This window comes from Hymenobacter lapidarius (assembly GCF_001816145.1).
Lineage (GTDB): Bacteria > Bacteroidota > Bacteroidia > Cytophagales > Hymenobacteraceae > Hymenobacter > Hymenobacter lapidarius.
This window is the reverse complement of sequence record NZ_MDZB01000109.1, coordinates 125,897-143,262: the sequence shown is the minus strand read 5'-3', so window position 1 is coordinate 143,262 and position 17,366 is coordinate 125,897. Positions and strand designations below refer to the sequence as shown.

The 17,366-nt window shown below is 60.7% G+C and carries 13 protein-coding genes and 1 pseudogene; 9 read left to right on the top strand and 5 right to left on the bottom strand.

From position 1 onward, the window contains the following. Window positions 1-8 precede the first annotated feature (8 nt). The 7 genes from BEN47_RS11770 (at window position 9) to acs (ending at window position 9,242) form a co-directional block, all read left to right on the top strand. Entirely contained in the window at window positions 9-1,517 is a 1,509-nt protein-coding gene (locus BEN47_RS11770) for an MFS transporter (protein ID WP_083322355.1), read from the top strand. A gap of 108 nt (window positions 1,518-1,625) precedes the next feature. Beyond that, on the top strand, window positions 1,626-1,877 hold the full coding sequence (locus tag BEN47_RS11765) for a hypothetical protein (protein WP_239691573.1): 252 nt from the start codon (window positions 1,626-1,628) through the stop codon (window positions 1,875-1,877). Window positions 1,878-1,937: 60 nt separating this feature from the next. Next, window positions 1,938-4,742, top strand: coding sequence for a sensor histidine kinase (locus BEN47_RS11760; RefSeq protein ID WP_070728602.1), 2,805 nt, complete (start codon window positions 1,938-1,940; stop codon window positions 4,740-4,742). Between the two features lie 104 nt (window positions 4,743-4,846). After that, entirely contained in the window at window positions 4,847-5,230 is a 384-nt protein-coding gene (locus tag BEN47_RS11755; protein WP_070728601.1) for a response regulator transcription factor, read from the top strand. A 94-nt stretch (window positions 5,231-5,324) separates the two neighbouring features. Next, window positions 5,325-5,615: an acetyl-coenzyme A synthetase N-terminal domain-containing protein gene (locus BEN47_RS22675; RefSeq protein WP_317039511.1), complete on the top strand. Its 291-nt coding sequence runs from the start codon at window positions 5,325-5,327 to the stop codon at window positions 5,613-5,615. Continuing rightward, window positions 5,603-7,267 carry an AMP-binding protein gene (locus tag BEN47_RS11750; RefSeq protein WP_317039512.1) on the top strand — a complete coding sequence of 555 codons (1,665 nt, stop codon included), beginning with the start codon at window positions 5,603-5,605 and terminating at the stop codon, window positions 7,265-7,267. The genes BEN47_RS22675 and BEN47_RS11750 overlap by 13 nt, the downstream gene beginning before the upstream one ends. 46 nt (window positions 7,268-7,313) lie before the next feature. After that, window positions 7,314-9,242 (top strand): acetate--CoA ligase, encoded by a 1,929-nt coding sequence (gene acs / locus BEN47_RS11745; protein ID WP_070728600.1) that lies wholly within the window; start codon window positions 7,314-7,316, stop codon window positions 9,240-9,242. Between the two features lie 88 nt (window positions 9,243-9,330). On the opposite strand, the gene BEN47_RS22070 is transcribed toward acs, so the two are convergent. From BEN47_RS22070 to BEN47_RS11730, 5 genes and pseudogenes are all read right to left on the bottom strand, one after another. Further along, the gene (locus tag BEN47_RS22070) at window positions 9,331-10,197 is read right to left on the bottom strand and encodes a GIY-YIG nuclease family protein (protein ID WP_239691583.1); all 867 of its coding nucleotides are present in this window, start codon (window positions 10,195-10,197) and stop codon (window positions 9,331-9,333) included. A 207-nt stretch (window positions 10,198-10,404) separates the two neighbouring features. Further along, window positions 10,405-10,814, bottom strand: a pseudogene (locus tag BEN47_RS22065) (3'-5' exonuclease); the annotation flags it as partial. Between the two features lie 42 nt (window positions 10,815-10,856). Further along, a complete protein-coding gene (locus tag BEN47_RS21465; protein ID WP_125921641.1) occupies window positions 10,857-11,084 on the bottom strand; it encodes a hypothetical protein in 228 nt (75 codons plus the stop codon). Window positions 11,085-11,094: 10 nt separating this feature from the next. Continuing rightward, a complete protein-coding gene (locus BEN47_RS11735) occupies window positions 11,095-11,568 on the bottom strand; it encodes a ferritin-like domain-containing protein (protein WP_070728599.1) in 474 nt (157 codons plus the stop codon). A 96-nt stretch (window positions 11,569-11,664) separates the two neighbouring features. Continuing rightward, window positions 11,665-12,858, bottom strand: a complete 1,194-nt coding sequence (locus tag BEN47_RS11730; RefSeq protein WP_083322354.1) for an AI-2E family transporter — start codon at window positions 12,856-12,858, stop codon at window positions 11,665-11,667. Between the two features lie 182 nt (window positions 12,859-13,040). On the opposite strand from BEN47_RS11730, the gene BEN47_RS11725 reads away from it, so the two are divergent. After that, window positions 13,041-14,984, top strand: coding sequence for a DNA topoisomerase IV subunit B (locus BEN47_RS11725; RefSeq protein WP_070728598.1), 1,944 nt, complete (start codon window positions 13,041-13,043; stop codon window positions 14,982-14,984). Between the two features lie 480 nt (window positions 14,985-15,464). Next, complete coding sequence (locus BEN47_RS11720) at window positions 15,465-17,288, top strand: tetratricopeptide repeat-containing sensor histidine kinase (RefSeq protein ID WP_125921640.1); 1,824 nt, start codon at window positions 15,465-15,467, stop codon at window positions 17,286-17,288. Window positions 17,289-17,366 lie beyond the last annotated feature (78 nt).

Here is a 17,366-nt window from a genome sequence, read left to right as displayed (position 1 = left end):
CTTGAAAAATGGAAAAAACTACTTCCTCCACGTTTGGGCCCCCTGCGGATGGTACCGCGGTTATCCACGACAACAACAACACCCCTACCAGTAAAATATGGCAGGTGATAACGGCCTCTTCGGTGGGTACGGTCATTGAGTGGTACGATTTTTACATTTTTGGCTCGTTGGCAACCATCATTGCCACGCAGTTCTTCCCCAAAACCAATCCGCTGGCGGCCTTGCTAAGCACGCTGGCGGCCTTCGCGGTGGGCTTTGTGGTGCGGCCGTTTGGTGCGGTGGTGTTCGGTCGCATCGGCGACATGGTGGGGCGCAAGTACACCTTCCTGCTGACGCTGATTCTGATGGGCGGCTCCACGTTTGCCATTGGCCTGGTTCCAAACTACGCCACCATTGGCGTGGCTGCGCCCATTCTCATCTTTTTGCTGCGCGTGGTACAGGGCCTGGCGCTGGGCGGCGAGTACGGCGGGGCCACCACCTACGTGGCGGAGCACGCTCCCGACAGCCGCCGCGGCTACTACACAAGCTTCATTCAGACCACGGCTACGGTGGGCCTCTTCATCAGCATTGCCGTGATTGTGGGCACCCGGCTCACGGTGGGCGATGCCGAGTTTAAGGAATGGGGCTGGCGCATTCCGTTCCTGCTTTCTTCGGTGCTGCTGGTAGCGTCCTACGTTATCCGCCGGCGCCTGAACGAATCGCCCTTGTTTGAAAAAGCCAAGCAGGAAGGCACCGTGAGCAAGTCGCCCCTGCGCGACTCTTTCGTGGAGCCTGTGAACCGCCGCTTGGTGTTGCTGGCCCTGTTTGGGGCCACCATGGGCCAGGGCGTGATTTGGTACACCGGGCAGTTTTACGCCTACTTCTTCATGCAGACGGTGCTCAAGCTGGAGCAGATTCCGGCCAGTATTATCCTGTGCGTGGCCTTGCTGGCCGCCACCCCGTTCTTCATCTACTTCGGCAGCCTGTCGGACCGCATCGGCCGCAAGCGCATCATCATGACCGGCATGCTGTGCGGGGTGCTGTTTACGTTCCCGATTTTTTACGGTCTGACGCAGTTTGCGGGCCAAGCCGTGGAAAAAACCGCTGCCATCCCCGCCACTGTGGATGCAGCCGGTACCGCCGTGGCGGCCGTGCCCGCCGTGATGGTCGCCAACGACTACCAGATGCTGCCCATGATAGCGCTGGTTTTCTGCCTGGTGCTGTTCGTGACCATGGTGTACGGCCCCATTGCGGCTTACCTCGTCGAGCTGTTCCCAACCAAAGTTCGCTACACCTCGCTCTCGGTGCCGTACCACATTGGCAACGGCATCTTTGGTGGCCTGGTGCCGCTTATTTCAACCGCCATGGTGGCTTACGCGGCTTCCCAGCCCAGCGGGTTTCTCAAGGAAAACAGCATTTATTTTGGCCTGGTGTACCCGGTGGTCATTGCCGCGATTTGCTTCCTTTACGGCTCGGCCAATATGAAGGACATTCGCAATGTGAAGCTGATGGACGAAAATCCATCGGCGGGTGCCTAGCCGACTATCCAACCGACTTTGGGTCGGGTAAAAAGCCGCTGGTCCATTGGGCCAGCGGCTTTTGCATTAAATTGGAGGGCTGCTGCTCCCTGGCAGCGCGCCCGCCTCATGCCCGACCTAAAGCCCCACGAGCCCATGCCTACCCGCCGGCGCGCCACCCGTACCGAGCCCCGCCTGGGGCAGCGGCTCCTGTTTTTATCGGTTCTGTTTGGGGTGCTGCTCAGCTTTCCGTTGCTTGGGGTATTCGACCACGAAACCCGGGTGGGCGGCGTGCCTGGCTTGTATCTCTACATCCTGCTCATCTGGGTGCTGCTGGTGGGCATCACCGGGTTTCTGGTTCGCAAATCATCCGGTGACTGACTTCGCTGTAGCGTCTGTTTTGTTTCAGCCAGCCGGTTGTGCTGCTTTTCACATCCATCCATGTCCAAGCTGCTCGTTATAGCTTTTTCGTTCGGCTACCTGGCCCTGCTTTTCGGCGTGGCCTACGCGGCGGAGCGCCGCTCGGCCGCCCGCAAAAGCTTGGTGAGCAACCCCTACGTGTACGCCCTGAGCATGGCCGTGTACTGTACCGCCTGGACGTACTATGGCAGCGTGGGCCGCGCGGCCAGCTACGGGCTGGAGTTTGTGAGCATCTACCTGGGGCCCACGCTTATGGCCCCGCTCTGGTGGCTGGTGCTGCGCAAGATAATTCGGGTATGCCGGCAGCAGCGCCTCACTTCCATTGCCGATTTTATCTCGGCCCGCTACGGTAAAAGCGCTTCGCTTGGGGCATTGGTCACGGTGGTGTGCGTGCTGGGCATTGTGCCGTATATCGCGCTGCAAATCAAAGCTATTGCGGCCTCGTTTGTGACCATGACGGGCAGCCCGGCCGGGGCCGACGGCCCGGCGGCGGGCACGGCGCTCTACACCACCGGCGCACTGGCCGTGTTCACCATTCTGTTTGGGGTGCGCTCGGTAGAAGCCACCGAGCGGCATGAGGGCATTGTGCTGGCCGTGGCCGCGGAGAGCGTGCTCAAGCTGGTGGCGTTTTTGGCCCTCGGCATCTTCGTCACGTTTGGGCTCTTTAATGGCTTCACCGATGTCTTTAACCAAGCCGCGGCGGTGCCGGCGCTGCGGCGGCTGTTCACCCTGCAGGGGTCGGGCACGAGCGGCGCGGAGTGGTTCACGCTGCTGGTGCTCAGCATGTCGGCGGTGCTGCTGCTGCCCCGGCAGTTCCAGGTATCAGTGGTGGAAAATGTGGACGAAAACCACCTGCGCAAGGCCATGTGGCTGTTTCCGCTGTACCTGATTATCATTAATCTGTTTGTGCTGCCCGTGGCCTTTGGGGGCATGCTGAAGCTGGGGGCCAGTGGCATCGACGCCGACACCTACGTGCTGGCCCTGCCGCTGGCGGCGGGTCAGTCGGGGCTGGCGCTGTTTACTTACCTGGGCGGCATATCGGCGGCCAGCAGCATGATTATCGTCGAGACCATTGCCCTGAGCGTGATGATGAGCAACCACCTGCTCATGCCGGTGCTGGTGCGGGTGCCCGCGGCCCAGCCCGCGCTCCAGACCCGCTGGTTTGCCTACCTGGGCCGGGTGGCGCTGCAAAGCCGGCGCCTGGCCGTGGTGGCGGTGCTGCTGCTGGCCTACGGCTACTACGTGGGCGTGGGCAAGGAGCTGCCGCTGGTGAATACGGGCCTGGTGTCGTTTGCGGCGGTAGCGCAGTTTGTGCCAGCCGTGCTGGGGGGGCTGTACTGGAAAGGCGGCACCCGGCGCGGGGCCACGGTGGGCCTGCTGGTGGGGTTCGGCGTGTGGTTCTTTACGCTGGTGCTCCCCACCATGGTGGGGCCGGGCAAGCTACCGGCTTCCATTCTCACCGAGGGCGTGGCGGGGGTGGCATGGCTGCGCCCGTTCGCGCTTTTTGGGCTCGATGGCCTCGATTACCTGTCACACGGCTTGTTCTGGAGCTGGTTTTTCAACATTGGGTTATACGTGGGCGTCTCGCTGGCCGTGCCACCCACGGCCCTGGAGCTGCGCCAGGCCGACGTCTTTGTGGACGTATTCCAGCGCCGCAGCCTGGCCGAGGAAGTAGCCGGCTGGCAGGGGCAGACCCCGTTTCCGGATGTGCGGGCGCTGCTGTTAGGCTTTCTGGGAAAGAAGCGGACCAACCAGGCCCTGCGCGCTTTCGCCGCGCGCTTCCCCGATGCCCTGCCGCTGCCCACGGAACAAGCCCCCGGCCCGGACCTCACCTCCGCCGACCCGCGCTTGCTGACTTACGCCGAGAAACTGCTGGCAGGCAGCCTGGGCCCGGCGTCGGCCCGGTTGCTGCTGGCCTCGGTGGCGGGGGTGGAGCAAATCAGCTACGACAACGTGGTGGGCATTCTCAAGGAAAGCCAGCAGCTGCTGGAGGCCAACCGGCAGCTCCAGAAACAGTCGCGCCAGCTGCAGCGCCTCACCGATGAGCTGCGCGCCGCCTACGGCCAGCTGCAGGCCCTGGACCAGCGCAAAGACGAGTTCCTGTACACCGTGACGCACGAGCTGCGCACGCCGCTCACCAGCATCCGGGCGCTGGCCGAAATCCTGGCCGACAACCCCGACCTGGAGGAAGCCGAGCGGCAGCGCTTTCAGCTCACCATCACCCGCGAAGCCGAGCGCCTGACGCGCCTCATTTCGCTGGTGCTGGATTTGGAGAAATTTGAATCCGGACAGGCCATTCTGGAGCGCGCCCCGGTGGCCGTGGCCGACTTGCTACACGAGTCCGTGGAGGCCGTAGAGCAGCTCCTGCGCGACAAGCATATTGCCCTTGACCTGGCCGTGCCCGCCGCCCTGCCCGACCTGCCCGCCGACCGCGACCGCCTGATGCAGGTGCTGGTAAACCTGCTTTCCAACGCTATTAAAGCCTGCCGGTCCGATGGCTCCGGTCGCATCAGCCTTGCGGTGAGCTACACCGCACCTGTTGATGGTCTGAATGCCGAGGGTGCGACGTCAATGCTAACGCTCATTATCGCCGACAACGGCAAGGGCATCCCCACGGCGGAGCAGGAACACATTTTTGAGAAATTTTTCCAGGCCCGCCACCAAACCACCCGCAAGCCCGAAGGAACCGGTCTGGGTCTGGCCATCACCAAAAAGATTGTGGAGCTCCACCACGGGCGCCTGTGGGTGGAAAGCCAGCCCGACCACGGCGCAAGGTTCTACGTGGAGCTACCCGTGGAGCCCGTCCCCGAACTCACCAGTTATTAACAGGGGTTAACGGTATACCAACTAAATAGCTGACAATAAATAATTAACCGCTCATCATTAACCACCAAGTACTCCTTTCTTTTCTGCCACTTCACCCACCTGCTATGAAAGTACCCCACATTCTGATTGTTGATGACGAGCCCAACATCGTCATGTCCCTGGAATTCCTGATGCGCAAAAACGGCTACCAAGTGGGCATTGCCCGCAACGGCGCCGAAGCCCTGGCCGCCATTGCGCAAATCAGCTACGACCTGGTGCTGCTTGATGTAATGATGCCCGATGTGGACGGCTACCAGGTGTGCAGGGAGCTCCGGCAGCGCCCCGGGAACGAGAATACCAGAGTCATCTTTCTGTCGGCCAAAAGCCGGGAGGCCGATGTGCAAAAAGGCTACGAAGTGGGGGCCGACCTCTATATTTCCAAACCGTTCAGCACCCGCCAACTCATGGAAAAAGTGCGCGAGCTCCTCGCAACCCCCGTGAGCCGATAGGCTCGCCACCAGCACGCCCGCGTATATCAGCCGGCGCCTGTGTCCAGCGCCGGCCAGCTCGTCACCCTTCCTTCCCACCCAATTCCCACCCGCCATGAAACACGCCTGCTCTTATGCCGCCACGCATGCCGCCAGCCTGGCCGACCCGGCCGCCTTTTGGCTGCGCCAGGCCCAGCAGCTGCCCTGGGACACGCCCCCGCAGCAAGCGCTTACGCAGGATGCCAACGGCTTCTACCGGTGGTTTCGGGGCGGGGAGCTGAACACGTCTTTCCTGTGCCTGGACTACCACGTGCAACAGGGGCGGGGCCAGCAGCCGGCGCTGATTTATGATTCGCCCGTCACCAACACGTTGCGCACTTACACCTACGCGAGCTGCTGGACCTGACCGCCCGCTTTGCGGGCGGCCTGCGGCAGCTCGGCGTAGGCCTCGGCGACCGGGTTATCATCTACATGCCCAACCTGCCCGAAGCGGTGGTCGCAATGCTGGCCTGTGCCCGCATCGGGGCGGTGCATTCGGTGGTGTTTGGCGGGTTTGCGCCCCACGAGCTGGCCCTGCGCATCGACGATGCGCAGCCCCGCGTGATTATCTGCGCTTCGGGCGGCATGGAATTCGACCGCGTGGTGCCCTACAAGCCCCTGGTAGACGACGCCCTTGTCAAAGCGGCCCATAAAACGGCCAAAGTAGTCGTGTTTCAGCGCGAATTTGTGCAGGGTACCCTGCAGTCGGGCCGTGATATTGACTACCAGGAGCTGCTGCAGGCAGAAGCCGTGCCGGCCGTGCCCGTGCCCGCCACGCACCCGCTCTACATTCTGTACACCAGCGGCACCACCGGCCGGCCCAAAGGCGTGCTGCGGGACCACGGCGGCCACGCCGTGGCCCTGCGCTTCAGCATGGAGGCCGTGTATGGGCTGGCGCCCGGCGAAACCATTTTTTCCGGCTCTGATATTGGCTGGGCGGTGGGCCACTCCTACATCGTGTACGGGCCGCTGCTGCAGGGCTGCACATCGGTTTTGTTTGAAGGCAAGCCCGTGCGCACTCCCGACGCCGGCACCTTCTGGCGGCTCATTGCCCAGCACAAAGTGCAAGCAATGTTCACCGCGCCCACGGCCATTCGGGCCATCAAGAAGGAAGACCCCGAAGGGAAACTGGCCAAACAATACGACCTGAGCTCTTTGCGCCAATTGTTTGTGGCCGGCGAGCGCTGCGACTCCGCCACCTACACCTGGGCGCAGGAATTGCTGGGCGTGCCGGTAATCGACCATTGGTGGCAAACCGAGTCAGGCTGGCCCATGCTGGCCACGCTGGTGGGCCTGGAAGGCATGCCGGCCCCGCGCGCCGGCAGCGCTGGCCATCCCGTGCCCGGCTACGACGTGCAGATTCTGGACGAAGACGGCCAGCCGGTGCCCGCCGGCACCACCGGGCTGGTAACCGTGAAGCTTCCGCTGCCCCCGGGCTGCTTCCCCACGCTGTGGAACGACGACGCTCGATTTAGGGAAAGCTACCTCAGCACTTTTCCGGGATACTACTTCAGTGGCGATGGGGGCTACCGCGACAGCGAGGGCTACGTCTACATTATGGGCCGGGTCGATGACGTTATCAACGTGGCCGGCCACCGCCTGAGCACCGGCGAGATGGAAGAAATCCTGGCCAGCCACCCGGCCGTTGCGGAGTGCGCCGTGCTGGGCATCAGCGACAGCCTGCGGGGCCAGGTGCCGGTGGGCCTCGTGGTACTCAAAGACGGCCACCCCCTGGCTGAAGAACAGGTAGAGCTGGAGCTGGTGAGTAGTGTGCGCGGCCAGATTGGCGCGCTGGCCTGTTTCCGGACGGTTGTGGTGGTAGCCCGCCTGCCCAAAACCCGCTCCGGCAAAATCCTGCGCAAAACCCTGCGCCAGCTCGCCGACGGCGAAGGATTTGCCATCCCATCCACCATCGATGACCCGCTGATTATTGAAGAAATCAGCCGCGCTTTCCGGCGGCGAAGCCTGGGTGCCGCGTTCGAAAACACCGCCGAAAGCACCCCTGAAACTGCCCGCTAGTATTCGCATCGCCTTTCATTTCGCCCACATTCATTCGCCCAATCCCATGTCAGAAATCAGCACGCTTCCCGCCCGGGTGCGCACCCTAGAGGAATACCACGCCGCCTACCAGCAGTCGGTAGCCCACCCCGACGCGTTCTGGGCCGCCGCTGCCGAATCTTTCACCTGGCGCCGGAGATGGGACACCGTGCGGGGGGGGCAGTTCTCGCCCGAAGGCCAAAGCACCTGGTACGAAGGCGCGCGGCTCAACATCACCGAAAACTGCCTGGACCGCCACCTCGAACAGCGCGCCAACAAGCTGGCCATCATCTTCGAGCCCAACGACCCCAAAACGCGCCACCTCCGCCTAACCTACCGCGAGCTCTACACGCAGGTATGCCAGTTTGCCAACGTGCTCAAGAAAAACGGCGTGCAGAAGGGCGACCGGGTGGTGCTCTACATGCCCATGATTCCGCAATTGGCCATTGCCGTGCTGGCCTGTGCCCGCATTGGGGCGGTGCACGGCGTCATCTTCGCGGGCTTTTCGGCCACCGCCATCGCCGACCGCATCAACGATGCGGAAGCGGCCTTTGTCCTCACCGCCGACGGCCTGAACCGCGGCGCCAAGCAAATTCCCGTGAAAAGCGTGGTGGACGAAGCCCTTGAACAGTGCCCCAGCGTGCGCCGCGTCATCGTAATAGAGCACACCAACTGGCCCGTGCAGTTGAAAGAAGGCCGGGACGTGTGGTACCACGACGAAGTAAAAGACGTGGAAAAAGAGTGCCCCGCCGAAGAAATGGCGGCCGAAGACCCGCTCTTTATCCTATACACCAGCGGCAGCACCGGCAAGCCCAAGGGCGTGGTGCACAGCCAAGCCGGCTACATGGTGTGGGCCGATTACACCTTCCGCAACGTGTTTCAGGTGGAGGAAAACGACGTATACTGGTGCACCGCCGACATCGGCTGGGTCACGGGCCACACCTACGGCCTGTACGGTCCGCTGCTGGCCGGCAGCACCACGCTGCTGTTTGAAGGCGTGCCCACCTTCCCCAGCGCCGGCCGTTTTTGGGAGGTTATTGACAAGCACCACGTCACCATTTTCTACACCGCACCCACGGCCATCCGCAGCCTCATGGCCACGCCGCTCGACAACGTGCTGAGCTACTCCCTCAGCAGCCTGCGCATCCTGGGCTCGGTGGGCGAGCCCATCAACGAGGAAGCCTGGCACTGGTACCACCAGCACGTGGGCAAGGGCCGTTGCCCCATCGTGGATACGTGGTGGCAGACTGAAACCGGCGGCATCATGATTTCGGCCATGGCGGGCATCACGCCCTCGGTGCCGGCCCGCGCGGGCCTGCCGCTGCCAGGCGTGCAGCCCGTGCTCCTCAACCAGGACGGCAGCGAGATTGCGGGCAACGACCAGGAAGGCTACCTGGCCATTAAGGGCAGCTGGCCGGGCATCATCCGCACCACGTGGGGCGACCACGAGCGCGCCCGCCAAACCTATTTTCAGCCCTATCCCGGCTACTATTTCACCGGCGACGGCGCCCGGCGCGACGAAAACGGCCTCTACCGTATCATCGGCCGCGTCGATGACGTCATTAACGTGAGCGGCCACCGCTTCGGCACCGCCGAAATTGAGAATGCCATCAACGAAAGCGAGTTCGTGGTGGAAAGCGCCGTGGTGGGCTACCCGCACGACGTGAAAGGCCAGGGCATCTACGCCTACGTCATTTGCCAAAACGGCGTCCCCACCACGGACATCGACATTCAGCGCACCGAAGCCAGCATCATCGAAGCCGTAGTGGCCCAAATCGGCCGCATCGCCAAGCCCGACAAAATCCAGCTGGTATCGGGCCTGCCCAAAACCCGCTCAGGCAAAATCATGCGCCGCATCCTCCGCAAAGTCGCCGAAGGCGAAACCAGCAACCTCGGCGATGTTACGACCTTGCTCGACCCGCTGGTGGTAGATGAGATTGTGGCGGGGAAGAAGTAGGATTTCCTGATTTCAACACGCAAAAGCGCCCTTCGAATGATTTCGAAGGGCCGCTTTTGCGTGTTGGCAATGGTCTATACTCATTCGCCTACCCGAACACCTTCACCTTTTCCCCTTTGTGCTTGGTGCGCAGGTGCAGCCGAATAATCTGCTGGGTGTCCTTGTTATCATTGTAGGGCTTGATAACGTCCCGGAAATCGGCCAGCTTGCGGGCCGAAAAAGTCTCGTCGACGAAGGCGAAGCCCCGGTAGCTGCCGTTTTCAATGAGCACGATGCTCTTTTCCAGCTCCGTACGCCCGGCCCCGATGACCACGAAGGTTTCGTGTTCGTAGCTGATGCTGTCGATGGCCTCGTCCACCCGCAGGTTGTAGGTTTCGGGGGCTTCCAGACCCACGCAGGCGCCTTGGCAGCGGTGCACCTGGTAGTCGAAGCAGGCGCCCTGGGTTTTGTAGAGGCCGCAGAGCTTCTGGCACAGGTTGTACTTGGCTACTTTGTGGTAGAGAAAGCCCTGGGCCTTGTACTGATTGCCCAGTGCAATGATGGGAATTTCGGCGTTGCGCACGTCGGCGCGCCCGTAGGCCAGGCGCTTGTAGCCCTGCTCATCTACGCGCAGGTAGATGCCAGCCGGGAACACCGAGCGGCGCTGGGCGCGGTTGTAGGCCGGCTTCAACTGCTTAATCAGGTGCGATTCATACAGCAGCGCCACCAACTCCGAGCCGGTGAGCTCCCAGGTAATGTCAGCAATTGAATTCTTGAATTCCAGGCTTTTGCGGGACTTCACATCCACCGCGAAGTGCTGCTGAATTCGCTTGTAGATGTTGATGCTCTTGCCCACATAAATCACTTCCCCGGCCTCGTTGTGGAAATAATAGACGCCCGTGGCCTGCGGCAGGCTGGCCACCAGCGCGGGCGACACCAGCGGCGGAATCAGCGCCGTGCGAATGGCTTCCTGCATGGCCGTTACGCGCTTGGGCGAGGGAACTTTGGTGCCATCGGGGCGGCGGCCCGCCGGGGCCAGGGCATCCACGCGGGCCAGCGTGTGGCTGGTGTCGGTGCCGTGGGGCACGCTTTCGCTTTCCTGGGTAATCTTGAGGAGGCGGCCAAAGAGCACGGCCGTGGCGTGGGCATCGCCGGCGGCGCGGTGGCGGTTTTCCAGCGGAATGCCAATGTTCTGGCACAGCTTGCCCAGGCTGTAGCTGGGCTGCCCGGGAATGAGGGAGCGGCTCAGGCGCACGGTGCACAGCGTTTTGCGCGAATAATTATAGCCCAAATCCGCAAATTCCTTCTTCAGAAACGAATAATCGAACCGGACGTTGTGGGCCACAAAAACACAGCCTTCGGTCATTTCCACCACCTTGCGGGCACTTCGTGGAACTTTGGAGCGTCGCTCACCATGTCGTTGGTGATGCCCGTGAGTTGGGTAATAAACGGCGGAATGGAACGGCCGGGATTGAGTAGCGTCGCGTACTCGTCCACAATTTTCTCGCCATCGTGGATGTAGATGGCTATTTCGGTGATGCGGTCCTGGGTGGGCTGCCCGCCGGTGGTTTCAAGGTCGATAATGGCGTACAAATCGCGGAGCCGGGAAGGTGGTCGGAGGAAAGACTAACAAATTTAGTCAGGCTTTAGGTTGCAGTTTTTTTCGATTGCATCGGAAGTCGTCCCAGCCCAAGCCTGTTCAAAAGGTGTGTGACCCGTATTGCTGCCAGGTTTCCAGCGGGTGTAGCCGTAATAATTGAGCCAACCGCTGTCAAGCAAAAAAGCCCCATCACCTGCATTATCTGCGGCCGACGGGGCTTTTTTACTTAATCTAGTCCAGCCAAATACGTGGCTGAAGGGCATGCTAGTGGTTTTAGTTGGCTGAGCCCTTCTGCTGGGTTACCCAGTTCTTGGCTTCGAGCACCTGGCTATGCTGCTGCTCAAGCACCGATTTGGCTTCGGCGGGAAGGTCACCCGACTTCAAAGCGGTTTCGTAAGCTTTCAATGCCACAGAATCACCGGTTTCGCACTCGCCGAGGATGGCGTTGTCGTTTTGGCCGGTTACGACCGACTTGATGTTAATCCAGCCCCGGTGCACGGCGGCGGCGGCGTCCGTTAGCAAGCCTTCCGCGGTGGTTTCGTTCTCAACACTAACCCCCAGCTTGCTGGCATGCTGAGATAGCTCGGCGGCAAACTTGGCCCGTTGCTGGGAGAAGCGGCTCAATTCCGATTTCAACTCTGGGCTAGTTACGCCTTCAGCAGCTTCCTGGTAGCCTTTGGCGCCCGTTTTATTGATTTCAACAAGGTCATTAAATGCGCGTGCGGTGTTTTCGGTGGTCGTAGCCATGGACTATGGTGAGTTTGGTTAAACGGAAAGGTTTCTTAAAACTATACTGCGAAGTGGCCCGCTGGGTTGCGTTGCGTGCCCAGCCGGGCCGGTCAGCTAGATGCGCTTCAACATGTGCCAGAACTTGCCCAGCGTGCCGGGTTTGGTGGTGGGTTTGGTTTTGGCGGTGTCCTCGCCATCGGTCACGTCGCCCAGTAGAAATCCCCAGGGCTCCGTGCTTTTGCTGGAGTCGAACACCACCTTGAGCACCGCCACCAGCGGAATGCTCAGAATCATGCCCGGCGTTCCCCAAAGCTCCCCACCCAAAATGAGGGCGATGATGGCGGCCATGGGGTTTATGCTCACTTTCGAGCCCGTAATCATGGGCGTAATGAAATTGCCTTCCAGAAACTGCACAAACACAAACACGCCCACTACCGCCGCCGCTTTGCCCGGCGAACCGGTTTCCACCAAGGTAATCAGGGCCGGTATAGTGGCTCCCACCAGGATGCCGATGTAGGGAATGACGGCCAGCACGGAAGCAAAAATGGCGAAGAAAATGGCAAACTTGACCCCCAATACCAGCAAGCCGATGCCGTTGAGAATTGCTACGATGACAATGACCGTGAGCAGGCCGGAAATGTAGGCCTGAACCACCGTTTGGATATTGTCTATGGTGTGCAGCACGGCCGTGCGCTTGTCCGGCGACACAAACCGGAACATGAACTGCCGCATGTGGTCCCGGTAGTAGAGAAAGCAAAAAATGTAGATGGGCACCAGCGTTAGCACGCTCAGCACGCCGGCGGTGGTGCTGAGCGTACTGCCCAGAAAGCCCCCGGCCGACTTCTTGGCCGAGCTGAGCGACGAGTCGATGATTTCGTCCTTGCTCATCACCCGCATGCCAAACCGGTCGTGCAGCCACGCCTGGCCCTGGTCAAACATCACCACCAGCTTTTTTTGAATGAGCGGCAGCTCGGCCTTCAGGTCCAGCATTTGGGCGCCAAAAACAATGACCAGTCCCACGATGCCCCCAACCAGCAGCAAAATAGCCGTGAGGATGGCGAGGGACCGCGGCCACCGTAACTTTTCGAGGCGGGTGACCACGGGCAGAAGCAGGGTGGAGAGGAGCGCCGAGAAGAAGAGCGGCAGCAAAATACCATCGAGCTTGTGCAGCACGAAAACCAGTAACGACAGCCCTATCAGTAAAAAAGTGTAGTGGACCACCGGCGCCAGCTTAGCCTCGGGCGTGGCGCCGCTTTGTTGAGACACGTTAGCGCGCGCCGAACCGCGGTTGATTAAAGAAGGAAACATGCGAAGGGAATTAAGAAAGTGAGTGCCGGGAAGCCGTACAAACGGGAGTGAACCCGAGGCGGGTAGATGGTGTTGGAAACTAAATAAATTAGTCGGTTGATACTAAAAGAGCTGGCAATATTTCTTGCCCTGCTGCTAATTTCTGCGTTATTTTACCCAAAAACTGGATAACAGTTGTCCTAATGAAAGAAGACCTCCTCACGGAAGCCCCCGAAGCCACGGCCAAAGCCCCCGACCACGGGTACAACGAAGACAGCATCCGCTCGCTGGACTGGCGCGAGCACATCCGGTTGCGGCCCGGCATGTACATCGGCAAGCTGGGCGACGGCTCCGCCTACGACGACGGCATCTACGTATTGGTGAAGGAAGTGGTCGATAATTGCATCGACGAGCACGTAATGGGCCACGGCCGCACCATCGATATCAAGATTTCCGACTCCCGGGTGCAGGTGCGCGACTACGGCCGCGGCATCCCCCTGGGCAAGGTGGTGGACGTGGTGAGCAAAATCAACACCGGCGGCAAGTACGACTCCAAAGTATTCCAGAAGTCGGTGGGCCTCAACGGCGTGGGCACCAAAGCCGTTAACGCGCTAAGCGGTTACTTCCTGGTGCAAAGCGTGCGCGAAGGCATCCTCAAGGCCGCCGAGTTTGCCCAGGGCCAGCTCGTGAGCGACCCCAAGCCCCAGAAAACCAGCCAGCGCAACGGCACGCTCGTCACGTTCCAGCCCGACGACACGATTTTCAAGAATTACCGCTTCATCCCGGAATATCTCGAAAATCAAATCTGGAACTACGTTTACCTCAACGCCGGGCTGACCATCAACTTCAACGGCCAGAAGTACTACTCCGAAAACGGCCTGCTCGACCTGCTGGCCCGCAAAGCCGATGTGGAGCACCTGCGATACCCCATTATTCACCTGAAAGGGGACGACATTGAGTTGGCCCTGACCCACGGCAACGACTACGGCGAAGAGTACTATTCCTTCGTGAACGGGCAGTACACCACCCAGGGCGGCACCCACCTGGCGGCGTTCCGCGAGGCGGTGGTGAAGGCCGTGCGCGAGTTCTACAAGAAGGACTTTGACGCCGCCGACGTGCGCGGCTCCATCATTGCCGCGGTGTCCATTCGGGTGCAGGAGCCCGTGTTTGAGAGCCAGACCAAAACCAAGCTCGGCTCCATCAACATGGGCGAGGACGGCCCTTCGGTGCGCGGCTTTATCGTTGACTTTGTCAAGGAGCACCTCGACAACTACCTGCACAAAAACCCCGCCGCCGCCGATGCCCTGCTCAAGCGCATCATGCAGAGCGAAAGGGAGCGCAAGGACATGGCTGGCGTGAAAAAACTGGCCAACCAGCGCGCTAAAAAGGCCAACCTGCACAACCGCAAGCTGCGCGACTGCCGCTTCCACCTGGGCGAAAATGCGAAGGACGGCGCCGAAAAAGAGTTGCTCACCACGCTCTTTATCACGGAGGGCGACTCGGCCTCCGGCAGCATCACCAAGAGCCGCAATGTGGAGTTGGAGGCTGTGTTCAGCCTGCGGGGCAAGCCGCTGAACTGCTTCGGGCTGAAGAAGAAGATTGTGTACGAAAACGAGGAGCTTAACCTGCTGCAGCACGCCCTCAATATTGAGGAAGGCATTGAGCACCTGCGCTACAACCGCGTGGTAGTAGCCACCGATGCCGACGTGGACGGCATGCACATCCGCCTGCTGCTGCTCACGTTCTTCCTGCAGTTCTTCCCCGATTTGGTGCGCAACGGCCACGTGTTCATCCTCGAAACGCCGCTCTTCCGCGTCCGCAATAAGAAAGAAACCATCTACTGCTACAACGAGCAGGAGAAGCAGGCCGCCATGCGCAAGCTGGGCAAAAATCCCGAAATCACGCGGTTTAAGGGTCTTGGCGAGATTTCGCCCGAGGAGTTTGGCAAGTTCATCGGCGAGAACATCAAGCTGGAGCCGGTTATTCTGCAATCAGACCGCAGCATTCAGCAGGTACTCACCTACTACATGGGCAAAAACACGCCCGACCGCCAGAATTTCATCATCGACAACCTGCGCCTCGAAAAAGACCTAGTGACCAGCGATGTACTCCCGGTGGCTGAAGCAATAGGGGAGGACTTGGCGTAACCTTGCTTTTTCATTTGTCAACAAAAAGCCCCGTTTGGCTCTGGCCCGATGGGGCTTTTGGCTTTTATCTGTTTTCGCTGTAAAGCTTGTGGTTAAGTGCCTTAAACTTTATAATACCGTTATTGAATATTTTGATATTTTTTATTGCGATTTCAATCCAGAGCCTGCTGTGTTTCCGAATAGAAGCGGTGTTGATGTAGAAATTTGAATTTAGCGGTAGTAGTTTTAGCTGCTGAATCACATAGTTGAATGCGGTATTCTATTGAGGCCATAATGCGGAAGATGTTGGTTGCGGCGGCGCTCTGTGCGTGGAGCCCGCCGCCCGCAGGTGCGCAAAACCAGCCTCCTCCCAAAGACCTTCTTACCTCGACTAGCTTTGGTGCATCGGCCCCTAAGCTGCCCACCAGGCTGTGGCGGCGCCAGCAGGTCCGCATCGACAGCATTAAAGCCCTCCTCAGCGCCAGCCCACAGCGGGATTCCATGCGCGTAGTCCTCCTCACAAAACTGGCCAGCGAAATCAAACTGCAGAATGTGAACGCTGCGCTGCCGGTGCTCAAAGAAGCAGTAGCCCTGTCCCGCAGCCTCAACAACGACAAGCTGATTGCGGAAACCCTGCTGGACCTGGCCGACTACCACATTGTGCTGGCCGAATACCAGCCCGCTACCGAGCGCCTGGCTGAAGCGCGTGCGCAGTTTGCCACATCGCAAGACCTGGGCGGGGAGGTGCGGTGCCTGGGCCGCCTGGCCCTGGTAGCCGAGCAGCAGGGGCAATACGCCGCCAGCCTGGCCCACTGCCTGCAGGGCCTGGCCATTCCCGTCACCAGCAACACCCGGCGCTTCAACACCAGCCTGAAAATTCAGGCGGGCAATACCTTCAACAAGCTCGGCGACTACGCCCACGCAAGAAACTACTTCCTCGATGCCCTCCAAGTGGCGCACCGTCAGGACTATCCCGACCGCATCAACCTGGCCCTGGGGGGCCTTGGCGATGTGTGCCGCAGCCAGCGGCAATGGGTGGCGGCGCGCGTATACTACCAGCAAAGTCTGGCCGTAAGCCAGCGGCTGGGCAACGCCCCCGAGGCGCTGGCCATGCAGCTCAACTTGGCCGAAATAAGCGAGCGGCAGGGCAAGCTCACCGAAGCCTTTGCGCTGGGGCATCCAGCCCTGCGGCAATCGGTGGCCACGGGCCGGCTCCTGGATATTCCGCGGGCCGAGGGCCTGCTGGCGCGGGTCTTCCTGCGCCAGGGCCAGACCGATAGCGCTATTGTTTACGGCCACCGCAGCCTCACTTCCAGCCAGCGCGTTCGCTACATCGAGGGCAGCCGCGCGGCCAATGAAGTGCTGGCGCTGGCTTACGCCAAGCAAAAGAATTTTGCCCAGGCCTACGTTGCCTCCATCGGACGCAAGGCATTCAACGACAGCCTGCTCAGCGAAGCCACTACCCGCCGCACCGCCGCCCTGCAGCTGAACTACGAGCTCGGCAAGCAACAAGCCCAGATTAAAGTGCTCACCCAGCAGGCGCGCCTCCAAAATCAGCAGCGCGAGCTGAGCCGCCTGCGCCAGCAAAACCAGCTCATTGGCCTAGGCGGGCTGGGCGTGTTGGCCGCGATGGTGGCGGGTTTCTTTTTCTGGCAGTACCGCCAGCGCCATCTTTCACGCGAAAAAGACCTGCGCGCCCGGCTCGCCGCCGACCTGCGCGACGACGTGGGCACGCTGCTCCGCCAAATCAGCCTGCAAAGCAACCTGCTGCAGGAAGGCCTGGCCGACGCCGCCGGCCAGCGTCTGCAAATAAGTCGTTTGTCGGACAACAGCCGCTATGCCGTGCGCCAACTCAACGACGTGGTCTGGAGCCTCGACACCCAAAACGACAACATGGGGGACCTGTTTATCCGCATGCGCGACTACGGTTACGAAGTTCTCACCCCGCGCCGGGTGGCTCTGTGCTTTGAAGTGCCCGATGAGCTGCCCACTTTCCGCCTGCCCGCCCGTCTGCGACGCAACCTGTACCTGATTTACAAAGAGTGCCTGCAAAACGTGCTCAATCATGCCCACGGCGCCACGCGCACCACGGTGCGCGTCCGCTTGGAAGGCCCTCAACTGCTACTCGACGTTATCGACAACGGCCAGCCCGCTTCCCCCGCCACCGCCAAGGCCACCCTCGGGCGCGCCACGCACGGCCTGGAGAACGTGGATGTTCGCGCCGCTGCCATGGGGGGCGCGGCTACTACCGGCCCCATCATCAGCGCCGAAGGCAAAGTCACCGGATTCCGGGTAAGGATTGCGGCTCCATTGCCATCTGCCTGAGGGTTCACCCACTCCGCGCCGGATGAGTATGACCTGTTCTAATTACACAGGCTTTAAGAAAAACAAGACCGAATTGCC